The organism is Parabacteroides caecihominis (genome assembly GCF_023656785.1).
Lineage (GTDB): Bacteria > Bacteroidota > Bacteroidia > Bacteroidales > Tannerellaceae > Parabacteroides > Parabacteroides segnis.
The window spans coordinates 1-24,668 of sequence record NZ_JAMOKS010000008.1; the positions used below are offsets into that span (position 1 = coordinate 1).

Annotated in this window: 19 protein-coding genes; 3 read left to right on the forward strand and 16 right to left on the reverse strand. The window is 37.0% G+C overall.

Annotated elements, in window-relative coordinates:
* Positions 1–287 precede the first annotated feature (287 nt).
* Together NBH14_RS07945 and NBH14_RS07950 are read right to left on the reverse strand one after the other, a co-directional pair.
* Positions 288–728: an HU family DNA-binding protein gene (locus tag NBH14_RS07945; RefSeq protein WP_186960680.1), complete on the reverse strand. Its 441-nt coding sequence runs from the start codon at positions 726–728 to the stop codon at positions 288–290.
* Positions 729–1,182: 454 nt separating this feature from the next.
* On the reverse strand, positions 1,183–2,286 hold the full coding sequence (locus NBH14_RS07950; protein WP_186960681.1) for a Fic family protein: 1,104 nt from the start codon (positions 2,284–2,286) through the stop codon (positions 1,183–1,185).
* Positions 2,287–2,751: 465 nt separating this feature from the next.
* Here NBH14_RS07950 and NBH14_RS07955 point away from each other — a divergent pair, with 465 nt between their 5' ends.
* On the forward strand, positions 2,752–4,239 hold the full coding sequence (locus NBH14_RS07955) for a hypothetical protein (RefSeq protein WP_186960682.1): 1,488 nt from the start codon (positions 2,752–2,754) through the stop codon (positions 4,237–4,239).
* 3 nt (positions 4,240–4,242) lie between these two features.
* Positions 4,243–5,145 carry a DNA adenine methylase gene (locus tag NBH14_RS07960; RefSeq protein ID WP_186960683.1) on the forward strand — a complete coding sequence of 301 codons (903 nt, stop codon included), beginning with the start codon at positions 4,243–4,245 and terminating at the stop codon, positions 5,143–5,145.
* Positions 5,146–5,265: 120 nt separating this feature from the next.
* On the opposite strand, the gene NBH14_RS07965 is transcribed toward NBH14_RS07960, so the two are convergent.
* The 12 genes from NBH14_RS07965 to NBH14_RS08020 all read right to left on the reverse strand — a co-directional run bounded on the left by NBH14_RS07965 (position 5,266) and on the right by NBH14_RS08020 (position 22,155).
* The gene (locus NBH14_RS07965) at positions 5,266–5,970 is read right to left on the reverse strand and encodes a hypothetical protein (RefSeq protein WP_186960684.1); all 705 of its coding nucleotides are present in this window, start codon (positions 5,968–5,970) and stop codon (positions 5,266–5,268) included.
* Positions 5,971–6,103: 133 nt separating this feature from the next.
* Positions 6,104–6,604, reverse strand: a complete 501-nt coding sequence (locus tag NBH14_RS07970) for a hypothetical protein (protein ID WP_186960685.1) — start codon at positions 6,602–6,604, stop codon at positions 6,104–6,106.
* 115 nt (positions 6,605–6,719) lie between these two features.
* Positions 6,720–6,995, reverse strand: a complete 276-nt coding sequence (locus NBH14_RS07975; RefSeq protein WP_186960686.1) for an HU family DNA-binding protein — start codon at positions 6,993–6,995, stop codon at positions 6,720–6,722.
* A 68-nt stretch (positions 6,996–7,063) separates the two neighbouring features.
* Positions 7,064–9,634, reverse strand: coding sequence for a BACON domain-containing protein (locus NBH14_RS07980; protein WP_186960687.1), 2,571 nt, complete (start codon positions 9,632–9,634; stop codon positions 7,064–7,066).
* Between the two features lie 27 nt (positions 9,635–9,661).
* Positions 9,662–10,675, reverse strand: coding sequence for a BF2992 family fimbrillin-A clan protein (locus NBH14_RS07985; protein ID WP_250817322.1), 1,014 nt, complete (start codon positions 10,673–10,675; stop codon positions 9,662–9,664).
* Positions 10,584–11,402 (reverse strand): DUF5119 domain-containing protein, encoded by an 819-nt coding sequence (locus NBH14_RS07990; RefSeq protein WP_250817295.1) that lies wholly within the window; start codon positions 11,400–11,402, stop codon positions 10,584–10,586. Before NBH14_RS07990 ends, NBH14_RS07985 begins: the two co-directional genes overlap by 92 nt.
* A 14-nt stretch (positions 11,403–11,416) precedes the next feature.
* Positions 11,417–12,724, reverse strand: coding sequence for a DUF3575 domain-containing protein (locus NBH14_RS07995; RefSeq protein ID WP_250817296.1), 1,308 nt, complete (start codon positions 12,722–12,724; stop codon positions 11,417–11,419).
* 503 nt (positions 12,725–13,227) lie between these two features.
* Positions 13,228–14,148, reverse strand: coding sequence for a tyrosine-type recombinase/integrase (locus NBH14_RS08000; protein WP_186960689.1), 921 nt, complete (start codon positions 14,146–14,148; stop codon positions 13,228–13,230).
* 1,135 nt (positions 14,149–15,283) lie between these two features.
* Positions 15,284–16,822 carry a reverse transcriptase domain-containing protein gene (locus NBH14_RS08005; RefSeq protein ID WP_186960690.1) on the reverse strand — a complete coding sequence of 513 codons (1,539 nt, stop codon included), beginning with the start codon at positions 16,820–16,822 and terminating at the stop codon, positions 15,284–15,286.
* Between the two features lie 415 nt (positions 16,823–17,237).
* The gene (locus tag NBH14_RS08010) at positions 17,238–18,944 is read right to left on the reverse strand and encodes a hypothetical protein (RefSeq protein ID WP_186960691.1); all 1,707 of its coding nucleotides are present in this window, start codon (positions 18,942–18,944) and stop codon (positions 17,238–17,240) included.
* Positions 18,945–18,946: 2 nt separating this feature from the next.
* Positions 18,947–20,395, reverse strand: coding sequence for a hypothetical protein (locus NBH14_RS08015; protein ID WP_186960692.1), 1,449 nt, complete (start codon positions 20,393–20,395; stop codon positions 18,947–18,949).
* A gap of 212 nt (positions 20,396–20,607) precedes the next feature.
* Complete coding sequence (locus tag NBH14_RS08020) at positions 20,608–22,155, reverse strand: PD-(D/E)XK nuclease domain-containing ATP-binding protein (protein ID WP_186960693.1); 1,548 nt, start codon at positions 22,153–22,155, stop codon at positions 20,608–20,610.
* Positions 22,156–22,501: 346 nt separating this feature from the next.
* Here NBH14_RS08020 and NBH14_RS28780 point away from each other — a divergent pair, with 346 nt between their 5' ends.
* A complete protein-coding gene (locus NBH14_RS28780; protein ID WP_186960694.1) occupies positions 22,502–22,594 on the forward strand; it encodes a zinc ribbon domain-containing protein in 93 nt (30 codons plus the stop codon).
* Positions 22,595–22,693: 99 nt separating this feature from the next.
* On the opposite strand, the gene rsgA is transcribed toward NBH14_RS28780, so the two are convergent.
* Positions 22,694–23,749, reverse strand: a complete 1,056-nt coding sequence (gene rsgA, locus NBH14_RS08025; protein ID WP_186960695.1) for a ribosome small subunit-dependent GTPase A — start codon at positions 23,747–23,749, stop codon at positions 22,694–22,696.
* Positions 23,746–24,525 (reverse strand): class I SAM-dependent methyltransferase, encoded by a 780-nt coding sequence (locus NBH14_RS08030; RefSeq protein ID WP_186960696.1) that lies wholly within the window; start codon positions 24,523–24,525, stop codon positions 23,746–23,748. The genes rsgA and NBH14_RS08030 overlap by 4 nt, the downstream gene beginning before the upstream one ends.
* Positions 24,526–24,668 lie beyond the last annotated feature (143 nt).

Genomic DNA, 24,668 nt, shown 5'->3' on the forward strand with positions numbered 1-24,668 from the left:
TTAAATTATTGTAATTTTACGCTCGTCGGGACGGGTGGTCTCGCCCCTTGGCGATGGCCGTTCCCCGACCGATGAGTTTTATAGAGAAAAATAATGCGTGACACAGTTTATTTTACACTACCTTTCACTTGCTTAATAGCAATCAGCGATTTGAGAACCTCTTTCCTCATAAGTTTTCCTTTATTTTAGGACCAAAAAAACATTTTCTTTCCTAAAATAAAGGAAACTTTTTTCATACGTCCCCCCTTTCTCTTTCAATCAGGTAATCCCCTATTTACCATTTTTAATTATTCAATCACCGGTCTGTCATCATCCGGATTTTCTTCTTTTTTAGGTTTCGTGTCTTCATCCTCTTCAAACTTCACGATCTCACTCATCCACCGTAGACTAGTCCCCGGCAAGAATATCACCCGTGCCTTTTTTATCAGGGAAGCATTGAAAGCATCTGCCGTCTCCGCCCCTTTCGAACGAATCGAAAGACGAAAACTACCGAACTCACCCACCTGTACAATACTACCCGAACGAAGCTCCAGGCTCATCGCCCAGTTTAACGAATCGAGTATTGCCTTCACATCAGCACTCGACATCGCCGAGCGGCTGGAGATCAATTCACACAACTTATCCATATCGCAATAGTTCGACGACCGTGCCATCGCATAAGTCTTCACCTTGTCCTTATCGTCACCGCTAAGAACCTTGCGCTGCACCTTTCTAAATTTCAGTGTCATAGCTTTTTTATTTTAATGATTAATACTACTGTTTCCAGGGGAACGATACAAAGGTACAGGTAGGAATATATGCAAAGATCGGCGCGGTAGCATCGTGTAAAACAGTATATAATAAGACTTTAGGAACATCCAAAATCTTAAAACACCATTTTTCACGAACTATCACACCGATAGGTACAGGTTCTTATTTAACGTTTATCAGGGAAATAATGATTATTACGTGAGATTCTTAGGGATAGATTTAGGTTATTTAATGACTTCTCTTAACAAATCTGATACCCCTTCGGGTACTCTTTTTAATATAATCACGTAATAAATACCCGAGAGGGTATCGAATAACAGAATATAAGTCATTTATAGAAAACAAGTGATGCCAGTACACTGTATGCGGAGATTAGCACTTATATTCTCCGCATATTATACGGTAAATACAGACATTAATCTCCGCAAACAATCACATTACAAGTTCATAATTGGTACTTCTTCCACCTTCATCCGTTTTATGCAACACACCTTTTGTCATCAAATCCTGTATATCACGTAAAGCCGTATCAGCAGAACATTTTGTAATCTTACCCCATTTAGAAGAGGTTAATTTTCCATCAAAACCATCCCAAAGCAAATTCACCATTTTTATTTGCCGTTCATTCATGGAGACTAACCGATACCTATCCCAGAAAGCCGCTTTCTGTAAAACCGTACTGATTGATTTTTCAGTATTGACCAATGCCGCTTCCAAACAATCAAGAAACCATTCAAGCCACCCCGTTATATCTACACCACCTTTTTGTGTTTTCTCCAATATCTCGTAATAACCTTTACGCTGTTTACGTATCTCTGCCGACATACTATAAAAACGATGTGGCATTTCATCGGCACGGGCTAAGAATAAATCCATTATAGTACGAGCTATACGTCCATTTCCGTCATCGAACGGATGGATAGTCACAAACCACAAATGAGCAATAGCAGCTTTTAAAACCGGATCTATCTTCTGATCATCATTCACCCAATCCAAAAACAATTTCATTTGGAAAGGTATATTATCCGAATCAGGAGCTTGATAATGAACTTTCTCTTTTCCCATCGCACCCGATATAACCTGCATAGGTTCTACACCTTGCCTCCAATCTGCAACCGTAATTTTATACATGCCACTTCTACCTGTTGGAAACAACGCTGCATGCCAGTTAAAAAGACGTTCATCCGTTAACGGCTTCATATAATTTTGAGTCGCATCCATCATTAGCTGCACTACTCCATCGACATAACGATCAGCTTCAGGTAGCCCTTCAGTTTCTATACCCAAATGACGAGCTACAGAAGAACGTACCTGATCACTATTCAATATTTCTCCCTCAATTTCTGAAGATTTGGTGATATCAGCCGTCAATGTATCAAGTATTGCACTATTTTTCAGATCAAAGCCTAACGCACTCATTTTACCTACAAGTTTACCTTGTAGCCCTCGTACCTTACCTAATTTATAGGATAGCTTTGCATCATCCCAAGTAAAGTTGGGCCAGTCTGTTTGTTGCCAAATGTAGATAGCATTCATATTCTCCGTATATTTTGCGGTAAATATAATAATCAAAACAGACATTACAACATAATTTATAGAAATTCGCATAGTCGTATATAACTTAGTCTTTTTCCAATCGTTTTAATTGTCTGCCTCAATTAATATCATCCATAACTGTTTACATTTTCAACAACGTATATCTCCCATTGGAGATAACCGACAAGATAAAATAGTCATTACCATGCTTTCCGAGCCGTACATCCATTGTCCACAAACAATTCGATATACTATTCAAAATAGTTTTTCTACTGTCCATAGACTGCCCTTAATGAGATTTTAATAGACTTGATAGTAACACAAAAATCAAAATCTATGTAGATATCACAATAAAATGACCTTTTTCTAATAAATTTATCTATTACAAATTGAAAACTGCGTACAAAGTTTTGCCTTTTATTCAATTATAATTACTTTTGTCTATAGAAATAATGGGATATACTTATGAATAAAGACTATAGTTGGCTCAATAGAAGATATGATCGATCTGTAAATCAATTACGGTTATGGGATGAAAACCCACGACTTGATCCATCCGATTCTTATATTTATCTAAGAGATTTTATAGAAGGTATGCTGATAAAAGAAGCTGACAAAACTAGTTTCATCGATTTAGCTCAATCTATTGTTGAAAAATCGTTCATTCCAGCTGATCCTATTGTTGTGTGGCAAAATAGAGAAAATAATCGTTTTTATGTTGCTGAAGGGAATAGAAGAGTTGCTGTCCTCAAATTGTTATTAGATCCAACTAAAGCTCCTAAATCTATTAAAAGAAGCATGGAATTACTTTCTAAAAAAATAAAACCATCATTAATAGAAAAAATTCCTGTCGCAATAGCGCCTTCTTTTGAAGATGCTATATGGTATATAAACCAAAGACATACCCCTAGTAGTAATCAAAAAAAATGGGTTAGAGAAAATTATCTTAAATGGATTGGAGATTTATATGAAAAGTTTAACAAAGATATCGAAGTCATAAAAGAATATACAGATGTAACAGAAAGTGAATTAAACAATGCTATATGTGTATTAAAATTTAAGGAATTATTTGCAGATTTTGGCAACAGATTAACCACAGAAGAACTTACAGAAGCAAAATCAAAACGTTTCCCTATATCGACATTAGAACGTTTTATATGTAAAGATTTTGTTCAAAAAAAAATGGGCTTTTATTTTTCTGGAACTAATATTATTTTAAATGCTAAATATGAAAGTTTTCTTGATTCTTTAAGTGTTTTAATAAAACGTATGTTACTTCCTAAAAAGGATTCCAACAGACTGGATTCTCGTCAGTTAAATACAAATGAAGATATCAATAAGATTTTAGAGGAACTTCCTATTGTAGAAATGAAAGAAAATCCACAGGAAAAAGACTCTAATATCTCAGATAAAAAAGATAATAAAAATTCTAATTCAGACAATAAGAATCAAATAAAAAAAGAGAATCAATCTGAGCTTGCACTACCTATCGATGATCCTAATAGAAAAAATGTTATCCCGTCTATTTATTCGTTAACAACAGTCGATTATCGACTACATTCTTTATTTCTTGAATTGAAAAAATTACCTGTAAAATCCTATCCTAATATTGCAGCAGCATCTATTAGAATATTCTTAGATATTGCAGTAAGAAATTATATTGTAGGAAAAGGATGGGAATCTGCTATTTCAACAAAATTCAAATGTGATTTTAAAAATGTAAAACTTAGCGGACGACTAGATTTCATAAAAGATAAAATCAGTCAATCAAAATCTAAAAAAGCCGTTACAATCCTGCTTGATGCTAATCACATGTATAGTCTTGATACACTGAATGGATATATTCATGGAAGCGATAACTACACTATAAATAGACAGTTTATAAATTCTTTCTGGAATTTCTTGTTTCCTTTATTTGAAGAAATTTTAGATATTCATAAAGAAGAGGAATAACTAATGATAACTAATACACCTTTAAGGTATCCTGGAGGCAAATCTGTAATGAGTTCTTTTTTTAAAGAATTTATTACTGTTAATCATATGCAAGATATTATATATGTAGAGCCTTACGCAGGAGGTGCAGGTGCTGCATTAAACCTTCTTTTTAATGATGATGTCAACAAGATTATTATTAATGACGCTAGTATTCCTGTATTTTCATTTTGGAATAGTTTAATAAATCATTCTGATGAATTTATGGAAATTTTTGAAAGTACAGATATTAATCTTAATGAATGGTATCAACAGAAAAATATATTTATAAATAGAAACCAACAATTCTCCATTGAATTAGGATTTGCTACATTTTTCTTAAATAGATGTAATAGATCTGGTATATTAAGTGCTGGTCCAATTGGAGGAAATACTCAAGAAAAACAAAATATAGCAACATATAAAATTGATGTAAGATACAACAAAACTCTATTAAGATCTAAACTTAAAAAAATAATAAGTAGAAAGACTCAAATAATAGTAAAAAACGAGGATGCTTTAAATCTATTAAAACAAATTGATGCCTTACCTGAACACGCAAAAGAAAATTATCTATTATACTTAGATCCGCCTTATTACATACATGGCTATGAGTTATATTTAAACTCTTACACTCATCAAAATCATGTAGAGTTAGCTGATTTTTTAACAAATATGCCTATAGTAAAATGGATTTTATCATATGATAATGTTCAAGAAATTTGTGATTTATATAACCATTTTCAACTATATAGATTTAATTTAGCGTATAGTGTTCAAGAAAAGAAACAAGGTAGAGAGCTTTTATTACATAGTAAAAATACAATACTTCCTAATTCTTTAGCAATTAAACGTTCAAGTAAATCTATCCCATTAGTTCCAATTTAACAATATTAATTTAATAAAAATTTCGGGATACTTGATATGTATATACCAATCCGCATTTTGGTATGATTAGGATACAATTATAAATTAAATTTCAAAAACTATAACCTATAGCCCCTATCCCTAAACATTAAAATCCCGATAAAAAATCTCATCTACATCTCCTGTATATTTATTGACAGCTAACGGCAAACAACTGTTATTTCTATATCTTTCTGAATTCATAACTAGATTTTTTATATCAATCGAAAAATTATCTTCTTCCATCTGTTTCTCAAACAACATATCCTTTGAGACAAAGGTCTTTGCTAAGAGTTGAGTTTTATCACCTACATATTCACCCAGGACAATTCCTTGATCGATATGCATAACAAACTTATTCTCTTCCGGTGGATAATAATAGGTGGGTAATTCAGTATTCCTGAATAAATGACAAAAAACTTCATCCACAGAAAATTTACATTTATCATCTTTCAAATATCTTTCACGATAACGTCTGATACAATGTGGAGTAAAAGTTATTGTCATAACCCCCTCTTCCATTCGTCGAACATAGAAAATTCCCGTTCCGTAGGATTGATATCTTACATAAGGAATTATTTTAGGAATGGTTTGTTCTTTTTTCTTTCTAGCTAATATAATAATATTCCACTCAATCTGTGTTACGCGAGACTTCCAACTAAATATTTTATATATTGGAAATTTCTTTGATTTAACGAAAAAACGTCGATTTTCTGCAAACAAATAATATATTTTTGTATATAATGAATCAATATCTTTTTTGACTTCCTTTTGCATTTCCTCAATACTCATGCTATCTATTATCATATCTGTCTTAGATTTTAGATTATTGTTGGTGGAACAAAGATACTAACAATATAGATCAACTCTCATTCACATCTTGTGTTTTATGGCAGATAGAAACCTTCTATTTTTTTGTACAAATTAAATTCCACCATAATTATACTGTTTTACTAAAAAAAGCAGAAAACTCCCCCACCCTCACCTTCCCCGCCAACACCAGTACCTCTTCGCAAGTAAACCCTCCTTTACTGATATGTCCGGCAAGCGTGCCGATCTTGCCGCAAATTAGGAAACAGATAAGAACAGACATCGATAAATGATTTATTGAAGTTTGCGCAGTACGCTCTACTACTTCCGTTAAATGGAGCATCCGGATAAACAAGACGGGAAACTGGAGGGGGTAACGGAGACAGGTCATCACTGTTTTTTCAATGATGAAATCAACATATGACTGGCGATCATGGACGATTACCTCTTCGATAAACTTCTGATGTTTTTTAGGCAAGGTTGACCATACAGTAAATGCAATTTTGTAAATCTTTTCTAGCAAATGGTTACGACCTTCCTTCGACATTTTATCAAGACTGCGGTTAAACTCGTTTACGTCTGGGAGTTTTCCGTTGGGGAATAAGGCTTCTAATTTGTTTTGTTTCTTCATGATGTATCTAATAGGCGTTAATACTAATTGAGGGGAAAATCAAAAACAGAAACATGGAGGCACAAAAGCGATTTCTATAAGGCTAATCACCTCTGTATCTCCATGCTATTCGTATTCAGGCGTTCAAATCCCTTAGCAAAAACTTTCCAGGTTTGAACTTGACACTTGTACGTGGCGGTATCACACAGGAAATACCTGTTTTCGGGTTTCGTCCTTCACGTTCTTTTTGTATCCAGGGAGTAAAACTTCCGAAACCTTGAAGCATAACAGGGTTATCCTGCTTAATCGCTTCGGTCAACACATCCTGAAAGGTGTTTAGAAACTCTCGCGACTGGGTCTGAGTTATATGCATTTTTATTGCTAGCTTATTCACTAAATCTGCTTTATTCATAATATGTCGTATTTAATAGTTATGTGCCTTATTTATTTTTATTTCAATAATTTTACGACAGCCTTGGATTATCTAATCCGGACACAGCGAGCAATGTTGCTGTTACCGTCTAAATCACTGCCTTCAAGACCATTAGTAAAGATCCGAATCCAACGATCGTAGTTACCACCAGGAGTACTACTCCAGTGGTAGTAATCTGTTCTGAACGGAGTAAAGCCAATTACGGATTGTAACGAAAGTCTATAAGTAAATATAGTACCTAGTTCTCCCCTTGTAGGTAAACGCCAATCACTATGCCCTTCCGCAACCAAGCTACTACAATAAATATTGTTAGCTGAATTAAAATTCATCAAACCGCCATCTGTCTTACAAACTTGGAGGTTACCAACACAAGCCGGGATTTCTGCTACTTGTGTAGCCGTAACCGTAACTGTACGCACTGGGTTTGTTCCTGTTACTGCCACAGTAAATGAACCCACACGTTCTGCACCGGTATTGACGGAAGCCATAAACGTTAATGCAGCATTACCCATTCCACTGGTTGGACTCACGGTTATTCCATTATCTGTTTCCGGAGATATAGTCCATGCCAAACCGGTAGTAGCAGTAACCGAACCGGTTGAAGCAGCAGTAGCCGCAGCATCTATTGTTGTAGTTGCATTAGTTGTACTAAATTCCGAAGCATCCTGGTTTATGGTGATCGTTCCTATTGGACCATCAATCACATCACCCGCACGAATAGAGATTTCACCGGTCCGTGAGGTTGATAACAGATTTAAAGAAACATCAAAAGTTATGTTCTGAATACTACCTGTTGTCGGATAACCTGACGTTGTTCCAGTGAGTGTGAACCAATCCCCATTCGTTATACTGGCCGCCCAGTCCAAACCGGCTGTGGCAGTAAATGCCGATAACTGATTACTTGCTACCTCCGCATTCATATTAACAGTAGAGCTACTTACCACAGCCCCCATCTGTTCGACAACGATCTCCTGTTTCAGATTTGTATAACCGGCATCTCCCACCGAAGCACCAGCTTTCACCGTGATTTTACCGCTACGCACCTGTGCTCGCGGATTAACGGCAGTAGTTTTTACTTTTAGCGGTTGCGCTTCGTCCTGTGCTTCAGTTCCCGAAGAACCCGGATTAGATGCAGACCAGTCCAACCAGCCATCACCACTTAAAGAAGCCAACCACTGCAAACCTTCGGTAGCCGTAAAAGAAGAAGCCCCTTCAGAACCGGCTTCCGCATCCAGTGTAATATCATTTCCTTTTGTCAGGATAGAACCCGCCTGAACGATCATTATCTCCTGATCGACTCCATTGACTTCAATATTAAAAGAAACAGACCTGCTTTCTGCTCTTGGATTCGCTTCTACAGCTCTAAACATCACATTGGCAGGCCCCTGATGCGTAATGGTTGCACCCGAAGGAATATTTTGGCTATCCAGCAAGGCGGACAACCAAGCAGGCATGTCGAACACCCACGGCTGACCCGGACGGGCTGTGATCTGTATCTCTTTTTCACCCCCTTTTTTAGCAGGCATTTCAGTAGGATCGACTTCGATAGGGGGTATCTCACCGACGGTTATACGCTCGTCCGAAACATCTATACCTATCAAAGTAACATTCATCGTGTAACGGGAGTTACGCACAATATCGTAATTGTTCTTATCACTCCCCGGATAAAACCGGAAAGTAACATCCCCATACGTCACACCTCCTTGTACGGCTGTTCCTGTCAGCTCGATACAGGTTGCATTCGTTACCCCTCTACCGGTCTTCTTTTTCTCCGAATCGACAGCGTTTGCATCAATGACAGTACCCGCCATATTCTCCGGCAGATACCAATAGGTAGTAGCGCCTGTCTGGTTAACCGTACCCGTATATGTATTATAACTGATCCCTCCTGTTGTCAACTGTTCCGTTGGCGCTTCCACCTGCGATACGGTCGGGGCATTTTTCAAAACTAAGGAAGTAGGCCTAAATGTAAAATCAGCACTTGTTGAATAAGTAAACGTAATCGCAGCGATAAGGCGGGTCAATTCCACCATTATATTTCTTACACCACCGGCCGCCACTTCACCTTCCCAATATCCCATCATTTTACATAAATTATTGTCAGGTAATCCCTCGGCCGTAGACGTATAAGCCAATGTATGTTTTTTCAAGATTGCTTCAGTAGCTATCGCCCCCAGGTCACCGGCATTCGACACGAAATAGACACGACTCCTGCTGCCAGTCTGACTCTGTTTCAGTTTCAGATTGACTGTTGTACCGGTCATAGAAGGGATATACTGGTTGAACAAACGCATACCCGTTTCTACATCATACTGCCCGACCCACAGGCTAGCGATCTGGCTTTCCTGCATTTCTGACAACGGAGCAGCAGCTTTCGTTCGTACTGAGTCCTCTGCACCTACAGCCAGCGTATCCGACTCGAGCGTACCGTCGGGAGTAAAGGTGATGCTACGGGTAACAGGAGTCCGGTTAGCCAGCACATTCAGGATAAACCCGGCATCCACTTCTTTCAGGGCATGAAGCGGAATATTATCTTCTTCCACATCCGTCTCCGTACAACCGCCTGCCACCAGCAGAAACAACAGTGCAAACAGCCTTGTTTTACTTACTCGTTTCATTATATTTCTTTTTTAATCTATATTCGTTCAACTATCTCCACCGATATTTCCGTTGCCGCTCCAGAGTATTTCCGTCCATCGGGCAACAGTAATGGTTGTGCCTATTCCTTCGTTAATATCAGGGTCGGGATAAGGAGTATCGGGGCCTCCCACATTCCCATCTTCAAAAACGATCACATTCCAATCGAGCGCCCTCATTATCAGGCTACTTTCATTATTCTTCACTTCGAGGGTAAAAATATACCGCCTACCTTCGTCGAAAGAGATATTCCGGTCGATAGTAGCCCTGAGGATCGCTGTCTCATTGTCTCTTACCACAGTTATCTCCACATCGAAAGGCTGGTTGTCTTTGGGAAGGACGACACCTTTTGTTTTGTTCAATCCGCAGTTATCCGGATCAGAACCAGGCTCGACCGGTTCAAATTCTTCTGTGGCAAATGTAACTTCCGCATCCGCTCCGGCGCCGTCTCCAGTAGGAGGAATGCCGGTATCCGTACCTGCCAGCAGGGCAGCACCCGAAGAAGATATCTTCTTTATTACCAGAGAAGTTCCATATAACCGATCGAAAGGAAGGGCATTACCGGGTGAAGGAGCCACATTGAATACCAACATCGCACATTTCCGGCTAAAAGTTCGAAGCGTCACTTGTCGGGCAGTCTTCGTCACAGTCACACCACGGACAAAGGAAGTCATTACATCCTCCTTGTGAGGAATACCGGTTATCTTATAGAAACCGTCATTCCCTTGCAATAGCGGTCGTGCCGGGGAGACTGCATAGAAATCGTACACACCTCCCCTGACACTCAAACCTTTGGCTGTACCCGCCGTTTGCTCTCCGTTCCCATTCACGCAGCAAGGGGACAAACTGCCGTCATCCCCTACCACGTAGGTCGCTTCAAACGAAGGGGCTGCCGTAGAGAAGGAAGCCTCTGCCGGCATATCTCCTACACTACCGGTGAAGTAAGCCCCGATACGTACGGTTGCCCCGGCTGGCAAAGGCGTTGGAGGTGGAAACTTCTTTTCCGTCCGCCAGTTCCATATCCAACAGGAGACTGACCGGACTGTAACCAGCATTCTTTTCTGGCAGACTGAACAGATTCTGTATCGTGGTATACACCCCGGAAGAGGTTAGCTCAGGCTCGAATACCATAAAGGCAGACGTACCGGAAAAAGGTTTGCCACTTGAAAGATATACGCCCGGAGATAGACCGGTGAGCCGCCCGGTCAGTGTTTCACATTGAACCACCTCACCCGTCTCTCCGCTTGTGATCTTTATATTCAGCTCCAGCCTACGAACCAGACTGGCAGGACTTAACTCCCGTACCGCAATTTCTTCGCCCCCGATATCGACTTGTTCACAACCGGTACTGTACAAATTACCCGGTTGTGCGATCAAGACCGGTGACGATTTCAGGGAAGATACCTGCCGGGCCCTCCCACAAGCCCCGTCATATCCGTTTTCCGTCTCCAGCAAAACATTCTCACAGTCGGTATTACAAACAACCACTTTATAATATCCCGCCGGAAGTGTTCCTTCATATCTTAAGGCATCCCCACGCCGCACAACGGGACTACCTGTGCCATCTTTATAGAAATGGTAAGTCATGACCGAAGGTTGTGCCCGGGTTTGCCAATCGAGAAGCAAGCGTACCCTCCCGTTTTTCTCCCAGTCTTCATCCGGCGTATGATAAGTACATGCCGACAAGGCTAAAACGCCGACAAGGTATATTACCCATTTCTTTATTCTATCGTTTTTATGTTTACCCATATTCCCCCCTTTCCTTATCTGATTTGAAAACGATATACCAAGCTGACATTCAACCCAATCATAAAACCTGTCGACGAAAAACGGGTTTCCAGATAATTTTTGTCATCTACTTTATCGTAACGGTATTTCTTTCCCTCCGACACCGAACGATAACCTGCCCGCACCCCAGCCTCCATACAGAAACCTTTCCCGAAAGGAATCAGACAACCAACACTGGCTCCTGCCGTCCAGAAACGACCGGTCCGACCATAGAGAGTATCCTTATCCGGATCGATCGCACTGCCCCGTATGTCAAAATCGCCGTACTCGCCGAACAATCCGGTATAAAGCCATGCAAACTCACCCGGACGCAATGGCCACACACGGGGTTCGATGGAAAAAGAAGAGACAGACCAGTGGTCGCGTACCTTATTCTTATAAGAGAAATCGGAATACATGCCTGATACGGCGATCGACCAACGGTCGGCAAAAAAGCATTCCAGTGCCAGATTCGGCATAAAAGATCCGGCTTCTATCTTTGTTTCGCCGGTTCCCAGACGCACCGAAGGGACAACAGTGCACCACGGAAGCAGGTTGGTTTTGACGGCAAGATATGCAGCTTTGCGTTCCGTTTTCCCTGCAACGACAGGCTGTTCCACCGGTGTCACTCTTGTTTCTTCCGGTACAATTATCTTATGCTCTGTTTTTACCCGCAAGGTATCCGCAACCGATGCCAGCCGGTAATCTTCCAGTTCCGTCCGGTCAAAAAGAGGATCGTCTATACGATACACTTCACGGTCATAACCTCCCTTCTCTCCACGACGGTACAGGTCGACATAAGGAACGGCACCATATCGGTCGATCGCCGCTTTTATCGCAACCGGGTAACGGCTCTCACTGTAATGGATCGAGGTATTGGCAAACCACGGAAGCGGCTTATACACCTCATACACATGCACCCGGTCACGGTAACTGCCACTATGGTCGATATAAAAAGCAACACATTCGTGAGGAATATCGAAACGGATCTTCAGATAGGCACGAATACGGTTCGCGCGCAGGGAAGCTTCGTTGATCACCGACTCTTCTTCACCGGTATAGGCATCCACATGCGAAACGATTAAAAGGTGGGAGTTGCCTTTCAGCAAACGGTTGCGGGAAGCATCGAGTAATCGCCCCATCCGTTCCAGTTGGTAAGCATTGTCGCCATAATCAGCCAGGAACATATCGCTGTTCTCTTTAAAAGAAAATAAAAAGGACTCCGCCTTATGATAAGTCGTTGTCTGCGCAGTCACACCTGTCTTTAGCAAACAGTAAACCAGCAACAGAAAGATCCGTTTCAACGGGATTTGACAATATGGTATTTTTATCCTATACATATATTATATCAATACTAGCCTTTGATTATCCGTTCGACCTCTAAATAGCTTCCTTATTTATATAATAAGGAAAAGGATAAAAAGCACCTCGGTTTTAAGTGGGATTTAATGAGTTTTGCCCCTGGGATATTTTGGATTGATGTCTTATTTCAATATTTTGTGGAGTAAAAACATGTAAAAATGATAACAGTTTTTTTCAAACGGATATTAATAAGACAGCAGTCTTCACCCGCCTTATGTCTTATTCTTTGAAAATTATGATTTAAAGGTCACAAGCAGGGAACTAGGTTAATTAATACAAATTCTATATGTTTTTTTTAGGATTTTACCCAAAAGCTTTGTTTTTCCATAAGATTCTTCCTATGTTTGCAGAGCATTCAAACTCTTTTGCGAAATCCACAAATTGTAAAGGCTTGGATATGAAACAAAAAGAGAGGAAATTACCTTATTATATAAATAAGGATAATTTATGCAGCCATCAGTTCCTTCACACCTTCAGAAACCCTTTTATTTGCTTCTCCTACCTTACCTGCATCAAAAGCAGACAAGTAAATGCGTGTCATTTTCTCGGAAGAATGCCCCAGGGCTTGGCTGATGATAGCGATCGGTATACCCAGATGATAAGCCGCAGATGCCCAGCTATGGCGAAAAACATAGGTCGTCAACTTTGCAGATAAACCCAATAAGACCTGCACATCTGCCAGATATTGATTTTCCTGTGCCAGACATTGTTTATACTGTTCATGCGTAGCTCCCTCCTGTAACACTGGAAAAAGATATTTGGAATCCGCCCGCCTGTAACGATTAATCAGTAACTGCATAGGCTCCGAAACTTCCATCTCGATCAGTGCACCTGTTTTTTGCCGGCGATACGACAACACTTTTCCCTCTTCAACCAGGTTCTCCCCGCTCAAACGAACGATATCCGCAAAAGGCATACCGCAAGCTAAAAAAGAAAACAGGGCCATATCCACCGCCAGCTTTTTCTCCGGTTCCTCTTCCAGATCGAGTGCAGCCATCTGCTTAATCACTTCCACCGGAACAGCCCGTTTAACGGTTTCCTCCCGTTGTAACTGCATCCCCTCGAACGGCCGTTCCTCAGGCCGCCCTTTCCACCCCCGGCAAGCACGGTTGTACATCGCCCGTAGATTACTAATATAACTATTCACCGAATTCACACGCAGTTTCTTTCCTTTCAAATACAAGACAAACTCCTGCACAACATCCTGCGTCACATCCCCCAGCAACCCGCTCTTTCCTCCTTCACGAATGAATGCAGCAAAATGATTTCGGGTAGCACGATACAGATCGGCAGTGCTTTCATCCCTATTACTACGCTTCTGCTTTTCCTGCTCGAGCATCAGCCTGCAAAAATCTTTATTTCTCATAACTCATTCCTTCTTTATCGTTATTAATCAAAAAGATAAAGATAAACATTCAGGGCTTGCAGATTGTTCGATTTTCGTGGTTTCCGCTAACCACACTATCTCTCAAAAATCCTGTTTCAGAAAGAAAATCACATCTTTCACCATCATTTCTTACCCTCATTTCCACCTTTACACAAATTCATTGCAATGATTCTTCCCGATCATCATAATGCCTTGGGGAAGTCATCACAATGACTTCATGCAGTTATCACAATGAATTGGGTTGATCATCACAATGAATTTTTTAACATTGCAGAATATAAGGGAATTTTCTTCGTGATTATCTCATAAAACGGGGGTAATACACCTTTCAGAAAGCTGGAAGGTATTTCCAGACAGTTTGTTTTCATATAACAGATTGCAGCAAGTTTTGTCCTATCTTTGTTACCTACTCTAAAAACATTGCGATGATTGTATTTGCAGCTATCCAAATGTCAGCACCAAAAAGAAAATCCCCTCAATCCGTCATTATTAAACTCCGGATTGAGGGGATAAATGCTTTTGAACTGTCCTTTACCTCTATATATAGCAAAGAAAGAGTATATGAATTAACAGAATGTCAAAAGGATATAAATTCTGGTTCCAACTCTTCAAACAAATTATCGATATTTCAAAAAAGATTGAGGAGAAACAAATGAAATTCATTTTTCATAAGGATCTATCGGATTATCACATAATGATATATGTTCCAATTTGAATTATATAAATCCAATCTCGTACAATGAATTATTCATCAAATAACTTTTAGTCTAAGATTAATTCATTAAAACATCTTTAATAGTCAATTCTTCAACTATCATACACAATGCCCAAAATGATCTCATCATTCATAAAAATAGATTTTCGATATTCATATTTTTTCTTAGCTATGAAATTTATCATAAATTCCGGTTTAATAGAGAATAACATTATCATTCACATTCCTTCTATAAAATAGAATTTAAGTCTTAGAACTTCACACCTAAAGCTTTACGAATACAATTTGTTATTTCATGACTTCATAGGGTTCATTTCTTTTATTCACTAACACATTTAATATTACAACATATAGTAAATATAGAAAGAAGAACACGAAAAATGTCATTGTTGTTTAAAATTAGAACAAACGTCCATACTTAATTAATGTATCACGTTCGCGCCTACAGATAACATCAGGTAAAATAGACCTAGCAGCTAATATCTTTAATTTCAATTTGGCTTTATTTCTCCTCAATTGTGATAGAATATTTGGGCTATTCATTATTTTAGCAGATTTATTAACATAACTCCAATAATTACCTAAAGATCTCCTCTTCGAATCATAAAAATAATAAGGCTTTGATTTTGATCGGACAAATATACGATGTTTTCGAGAACCTAATTTTGTAAATCGGTATACTAACTTATTTTCAAAAAGTTTACCTCTATTTTTTTTATTATGATTATGAATAGAAAAATATATACATCTTTCTGTATTTCTCTGCATCTTATAATAGTATGCTCCTAATCCACTATTTTTGATTAATATTCTATTTCCATCATAAGAAAAGCCTAAATATTCAAGTTGTTTATTAGTTCCCAAATTCTCATGTTCACAAATATTTAATCCATTCTCCAACTTCCTAAAATTAAACAAATTTGTTTTTCTTTCTTCTATTGTTAGTTTGACAGATTGTATTTGATCAATTATATAATTTTTCCAAAAGACACCATACTTTATAGGGCATACAATTATTATATCATCAGAATATCGTCTATATAAACCACCAAATGTCGCTATATCTTCAGATATATTTTTGTCAAAATAGTTCATATAAATATTTGCTAAAACAGCACTTATGGGTAATCCTTGCGGAATCCCTCTATGAGTATATCTCTGATTTTCATAATCAAAATTACCTTTCCGTATTAAATTGGCTTCCCTAATAATACCAATATCGACTCTTTCACAAAAAGCAATAGCTTTTTTATCACGCAAATATTTTTTTTTCTTTATCTTCTTTGATCTTATACCGGTTGGAGTTTGACAAATAATCTTATCTTTGAATAAATCAAATAATTTATTTTCTTCTACATATGAGTATTTTATAATATTCTTATAGATCGCATAGCTTGCTGCATCCATAGAATCCAATTGACATATCTTTTTCCATGAATACTTAAGCAATTTATGATCCAAGTTATCAAAGAAACCTTTAATATCAAAAACAATAACAGCAACATCTTCAAAAACAAGTTTCTCATTTATAAAACAAAATACCTCTTTAGCATAATCTATATTACACTTATTCCCTTTTCTATCTTTACATGATAAAGTTCGATAGGCGATAATATTATCTGCTAAATTATTTTGAACAAGAAACTGTTCATAGTAATTTGAAATTTGTTGGGCGTAAAAAGAATATATTGCAGAATCCAAATGTGTTGCATAAGATATAAAACGACATTTTGCTCTTTTTACTTTATGTTGAGTATCACCTTTAGAGACATATCGATACTTCTTCATTACTCTTCGAATCAGAGGGAAGAAAGCATGTTGAGCAACCTTATCTTTATTTCTTATGTATGATTCAACATCATGCTTTTGGCTATAAGATAAAGGTTGTCCAATATGACTATATTTTTTTATTTTGAACCAATTTCCTTTTTTGTCCATAAATTTAAAGAAAAGGAGAGTATTCTTACTCGGGGTCTTTAATAGCTTTACAAGGTGAACTGTCCAAGGTCATATAAAAACCTCACCCCTTATAGATAGAATAATATCCGTATCTTTGCAAATAGTTCACATCATTAATTTCTTAACAAGTATGAAACCAAAGAAAGAATTACTCGTTACCTTCTTAGACATATTGGTATCAGGCTCTCTATTACTAGAGGAATTCCTCCCAAACTCTTGTCTAATCAGAACGGTCATCCTTATGCACCATGTAGCATAAGTCAAGAAATTGTCCACGATAGTAAAAGCTCTGTTCAGAAATACTCTCCTATTTTGAAACAAAATTATAAAATATTTTTAAGTCAAAAAAGTAAATCCATATTTTTTTGACAGTCATCATAGTGTTTATAATCATTTAATCAATATTACACCTCCACTTATCAGGAAAAAAAGGAGTTCTAAAATAGATATGAGCAATATCTATTAAAAAACCATACCCAGCTTTCTTTGTTCGATATTCATAGACAAATTCCTCTTTTTGAACTAATATAAATTGTTTATATTCTTCAAATGTAAGTTTTTTTTCATCCAAATTTTTAAGCATTATTGTTTTTTGAAAACCATCATTAAAGAACCTTTTAGAAAAAAGTTGTTCTTCTAAATCATTCTCCTTATCTGCAAGAAAATCTTCTTTTATGCTATAATATGGAATAAATAGACCTAAATCTATATTTTTCTCAATAACAAGATCTCTAATAATTATATATTCCTCTTCCATATCTAAAATAGCTGTATATTCAAGTAGAATTGCTAACATTGGAGAAGTAGAATCACTATAATATATAGGTTTTTTACCTGTTACTTTTAATTTAATTACATTTTCAATATCGTTATTAGCATCTGGTAAATAATCAAAATGACACTTTATCCATTGGAGATAAATTAAGACTTCTTTCAAATAGAATTTAGCATTTACAAAATCGTTAGCTTTTATATAAAGATTTAGTATTAGAACTATTGTATTAACTTGTATATCTAGTATGGGAGAATACAAAACAGGATTTGCTGTAATCACATTAGTAATATATTTAGTATATTCCTTTATGCTATCAGTAGAGTCTCCTAAAAGAGCTATTAAATAGTCTATATAATCAAATGTTCGAATATTGTATCCAATCGATTCATAGCGACCACCTTTTTCATAATAAAATCCACCATAAACAAGCGAAAATTTAGATAGTTTCTCTAAATATTTACTAATAACAAAAATATAGAAACCTATTATTTCATTTATATGTTTTGAGTATTTATTAGGAATATCCAATTTATTTTTTAGTATCCAATACCAAAATTTCATAACTAAACATGTCAAATATTTTTTTGCAATAAGTAAATTGTTATAAGTAAATTCAGATTCAGAATATATAATAAAACTAATTAATTTTATAGTCTGGAATACTAGTATATTCTTTCTGTTATATTTTGTAAAACATTTTATTGATTTTTGCAATATAGAATCTAACAAATTTTCAAAATCACTATTAACTTCATTTTCATATGCATTCAAGTTAATAATTACTTTATTGAAAAGTTGAACCTGTTTTTCATCAGTCAACAAATATGGTCCAAACAAAAACTTATCAAACAATTGTGTAAGTTCAGATAACCCCCATCGTTCTGCTTCAACCTTACCTGACTGTCTAATTTCTTTATCCAAAAATTCATTAAATAATTGTTGCACATCTGATTTTAGTTCTCCATTGTGAACGACAACAACCTTAAGAGGCAGATTTTCATAGCGTTTATTAGAAAAAGAATAATCAACATACTTAGCTTCACGAAGTGATTCAACAATACCATCTTGTTTATTAAACACATGTGAATTAATATTTCTATCTTCACCTCCTTTTAATTCAAAATAAAATCGCTTTTTTATTCCATCTTCATCTATACCTACAGCAATAATATCTTTTCCATATTGCTGATAACCTTTTGTTTCTTTAGGTTTGGACAAAACAGAAAACCCCATTGCCTCAAGAAGTAATGGAAATATAACATCAAGTTCACTATCTTCCTTTAAGGAACTTAAATAATCTGATATAATAATTGATTTAATATTCATTATCAAAATCGACTTATAAATTTATTATAATATCTTTCTATAAGATATGGGAAACGATAGACTTGCATATTAACTGTCATTGATGTTGATACTTTCCCCAAAAGGGAGATATCTTTCTGGCCTATTTGCCATCCTGTACCTCTAACTATCTGTACTGTATGTATGAGCTTAAAAAAAAGATCTTCATTGCTATGTTGTAATAATTTTGAGTGCTCCTCCCCTTCTAATTTAAAATATAGTTTTCTCATTTTGCTATCATTCACACAAGAATTAAGTTCATTTATCTTTTCTTTTTCTGCAATAATAGCCTTTTGCTCTTTTAAGCTATTATTTATAGGTTCTAAAAAAAAATCTGACACGCCATAGTTTTTTATATCTTCATATAATGAACCATAATAGCAATAACTAACATAATAAGATAAACATTGCTGCAAATATGTAATAACATTTTTATACGAAGAGTTCCATAGCTGTAATACTAACTTTAGTCTTTTCTTATAATCAGCAAGCCAATTCCACAACAATACTTCAAGAGCTCTAAGTTGCTCTAATTCATTCAGGACAGTTAAATTTAAGTTATTTATATTGTATTGACTGTCAATTATTAGATGTACTGCATCCATTCGTATTTCGGGGTCATTCTGTGTAAGCATCCATAATATCCCATTATTTGTTTCTTCTTCGTTTTTTCTTTGAAAAGAACATAAAGATTGAGCAAATATATGTATATCAGGTTTTTCTCCTTTATCCCTAATAAAACAAGATAGTGAAATAATTAGATCAAAAATGTAATGAATACTTTTAAATCTACAAAAGTATTTATCCATCTGCTCTATTGCAAAATCTTTACTTATAAAATGATTGATATATAAATCAAATCTCTCTTGCTCATATCCTGATAAAGATGCTAAACTAAAAAATATTTCTCGTTCCACTTTTTCATCTGAATGCGAATTAAGTATTGACACAAAGTATTGAAAGCACTTATTTTGTTGCTTTTCACTACAATAAAGGTTATTCAAAATTTGAGAATAAAATAATATATAATCTTTCAAAATAAAGATATCTCCTTTACTTTCTACATAGGAAAAGGCCTCCTCTAGTTGTATTCCAGAACTATATTTTAAGTAAGATAATACTCGAATCGAAATCTCTCTATTAATTTCTATTGTAAACCTTGCTTCCTTATATGCCCATTCAAAATCACTCTCTGCTATTTCTAATAGTATCAATACCGAAATATCAACCAAAAGACCTGTAAATATTTTCCCCTCAATGATGGAATAAAAAAGTTCTTTAGCTTTCACATTATCATGATGACATAAAGATTTTATACTATCATGATATTCATAACAATATATATCATCACTATTTTGATTTAAAGCCACTAGAGTTGAGTATATATCTTGTACACTTAACTGCAAGAGATTATCTTCTATTAAATTGCTCATTTTATAATATTCCAATTTTGATGCAAGATAGAAAAAATATGTACAACAGTTATAAAAATAATAATACTAATTTAACAAAAAGAATAGTTTTTTTTATAAAAGGGTTGGGATTTTGTCCTTCTTTATCAAAAAAGATGTATTCATAGGATTTTACAGTAATATAGTGAACTTTATAACTAAATCTACTCACACAGATAATGCCTTATTAATCATTACTCTACTTTCCACTCCTCTATATTGCGAGTCTTTGCACTAAAATTCACTCCTATCTTAAATAATTGGCGGGGATCGGATGCAAAAGGAAGCGCATAGCCTTTTTCATTGATCTGGCGTAGAGCCTCGTCTGCTGTTCCATTCAGTTTGAATTCCATCAAGTAAATAAAACGATCCGTTTGCAATACCAGGTCGATACGGCCTTCCGAAGTATGGTATTCTGCTTTTACATAGAAACCAATCAATTTGAACACAATAAACAGGACATTCTGATAATGTAACTCCAAATCACGAACCAACTCATAAGGAGTATCGGCAAAAAAACTTTGCAGACGGCGGAAGAAGGAATCATAATCACCGGAACGTATCTCACGAACAAACTTCTGAATATGGAAAGAAGAATCGACTTTATCCGTATTGGCATAGAAAGGAAGCAAATATTTCATAAAGCCCTCCTCCACTTCACGATTAGGAAATCCCAGACGATAAATACCAAATTCACGATCATATCCTTTGATTGTCAGATATCCACTCTGATAAATCACGGGTATTGGATTAACAGATGTGGAGTCAATGCTATTCAAGACATCGGCATCCGTTTCCGTATGCGCCATGTTATACAAGTTATAATGAGAGTGTTTTAACAATTTTACCAGATAGGTTGGTGTACCTGTTTCAAACCAGTAACTACCAAACTGCAAATACTTGAAGGTATTAAGTAAACTGAAAGGATTATACATACCGGGACCATTCGGCACAAAATGATAACCGTCATAACATCCTTTTAATTCAGTACAAGCTTCTTCATTTGTTAAGGAAAGAGATGAAGCAAGCGCTTTAATATCTTCATCAAAATATTCGTGCAATTCCTCTTCTGTAATGCCGCAAATAGAAGCAAAAGGTCCTTTCATCGAAATATCGTCCAAATTATTCAGATCGCTGAACACACTCACTTTCCCAAACTTGGTTACCCCTGTTAAGAAAGCAAACTTGATATCCCCGTCCATACTCTTCATCACACCATAAAAAGCTTTCAAAGTATCACGATATATCTCTTGCAGTTCATCATTATCCAATGCCTGTAACATTGGCTTATCGTATTCGTCAATCAAAATTACAACACGTTGCCCGGTCTGTTTGGCTGCCCTTCGGATTACTCCTTTAAAGCGAAGCGAAAGTGTTGTTTCATCTTTTCCACGGCCATAAAGATCTTCCCACTGTGTCAACTGATTGCTTAACAAAGCATCGAGACGTTCAGGACTATCGAATTTTTCAGCATTCAAATCTAAGTGAAGTACAGGATATTCCAACCAATCTTTTTCCAGCTTTTCGATAGCCAACCCTTCAAATAACTCCTTTTTCCCCAGAAAATAAGCTTCCAAGGTAGAAATAAGCAAGCTTTTCCCAAAACGGCGTGGACGACTCAGAAAATAATAGCGTCCAGTTTTCACTAATTGATAAATCAGCTCTGTTTTGTCAACATAGATATATCCGTCCTGACGAAGACTCTCAAAATTCTGTATACCGATAGGATAAAGCTTTGCCATAATTCATCTGATTGAAGTAATACCTTTTACGCAAAGTACGCAATAAAGATCGGCATTTACAAAAAAAAGAATAGGTTAATTGGTTATCCACTGTACGTCTTATGCAAATAGTTGTTGCATCCGTTGATATAACAAGTAAGACTTTTCCACTCGCCAGAAAGTCTATTTTTGTTTTATACACAAAACAAAAATGCACACTTATCATTTTATTGGCAGAATAAAACTTATCCTATTCTAAAGTAATTATCTCAAAAAAGATACTAATTCACAATATGACAGCAACACAAGACAACCTCTTTGGATATATCTTCTCTATATTTGCATTATATAATTCGAATAGTTAATTATGGAGTTGGAAATAGAAAAGAGATATTGCCAAAGTTGCGGAATGCCATTAGATATAAATCAGGAAGAACTTTTTGGAACTAATGTCGACTAAACGAAATGTGATGAATATCGTGTCTACTGTTATCAAAATGGACGATTCAAATATAATACGGTGCAGGAATCCGAAGACACCTGCACCATAAATATAAAATCAGGAATCAGCCTTGCGCCTCTTCACCTCTTCCACGAGCTTTGTAAAGGATTTTTCCTTTTTACGTTTTTCATGCTCGGAAGCGGAGAAATGCCAGGCTTCACGCTTTAGTTTCAGATAGCTTTCATACACTTTGATGTCCAGCGAACCTTCTGCAACTGCTTCCAGAACAGCACAACCGGGTTCATTGGTATGTGTACAATCCTTGAAACGGCACGATTCTGCATAGTTGGAGATTTCCAGCATTTCGGCTAATGAATCGGGATTATCTACAGTCAATCCAAACTCACGGATACCCGGAGTGTCGATTAAAACACCAGAACTGTCCATCAAGACCATTTCTCGCCGGGTGGAAGTATGCCGTCCTTTTCCGGTGGACTGACTTATATCCGACGTCTGCAGCACCGACCTTTCACAAAGCGCATTAACAAGAGAACTCTTCCCTACTCCCGAAGAACCGACAAAGACAACCGTTTCGCCTTCCGATATGGAATCCCGTAACCGGGAGACCGTTTCAGGGTGATGGATACTTGTGAAGAACACCGGCATCCTACAGGTAAGGTGCCTGATTGCTTCCTCTGTCTCCTGTTTATCAAAAGGCAAATCAGCCTTATTGAGTATCAATACAGGATGGATGTTTTCTTCCAATATCTGAACCATGAAACGTTCCACCCTGCGCATATTGAAATTATCATCGAGACTCTGCACGATAAACGCCTTGTCAACATACGAAGCAATTGCCTGTTTTCCGGCTACCGTTCCATTTCTCTTGCGGTATAAAGTCCGTTCACGAGGTAACATACCGACGATAATGCCTTTGCTATCGTCGAATGGTTGAAACAATACCCAATCGCCTGTACAGGGCAGTTCAAAGTCAGATTTCCCATACATCATATTTCCCGTCAACTCGCATTGGTACAGTCCGCTTTCGGATACAACCTCGTAACAGGTACGATGCACGATGGCTATCCGTCCGTGAGACAATGTATTATATGCCGATTCTTGTTTTAGTTGGTTCAACCGGTCATTCCAACCATACATATTTAAACGAATCATAGCGTTATCTTTTTAGCGATATAAAATACATAGCCGTAAAACCCTTTATACTTGCGGTATAACTCCTCTTCGTGATGTGACATCGCGACAAGTTCTTCGGCAGTTTTATTTCCCGGATATTTGGCCAGAAACTTTTCCCGGGCTTTAACCAACGGTGCAAAATAATGGTCTGTCCAGCAAGTTTCAGGTAAAATAAAAGAAGCGACAGGAAGATACCCGGCCTTTTGTATCAGGGCAACCTGATTGGGTATCGTATCTATTTGCGGATAAGCTTCCATCCAGAAATCATGAATCTCTGCCGGACGTTCTTCAGTAAACCAGGCACTTTCAGAAACGGCGATATATCCTCCTGTTTTCAGATATTTGCGCCATTCGTTCAGTCCGCGTTCAAAGCCTATATTATAAATGGCACCTTCCGACCAGATCAGGTCTAACTCTCCCTCTCCGAAAGGAAGGTTGTCCATCGAACCGACGATTCCCTTCACTCTATCCTGGAGATTCAGCCCTCTGGCATTACTGTTGAACCTGTCGATGAATCCCGGAAAAAAGTCAAGACCGGTAATATGTCCCGGTGCATGCTGTGCCAATACCAATGTCTGGCCTCCTGTACCACAACCCAAATCGGCGATAAGGGATTGATCGGTAAGGTTGTCTATAAAGCCCAATGCTTTAAGAGTCACTTCAGGACTTCCGGGCCCCTGACGTTCTGTATTTAAAAAGTATTCGCAGATTAAATTAAAATCGAATTCGTGAATTGTTTTATTTTCGTTACTCATTTCTTTATGTATATAGTATACCCGTGAAAGCATAACAATGCCGTCATCATTATACACTGATTAAAATTGAATTAATACAATAGGAATTATGCCCGGATAGAATTACCCGAGAATAAACAAAAGGACAACCTGTACAAGGAATA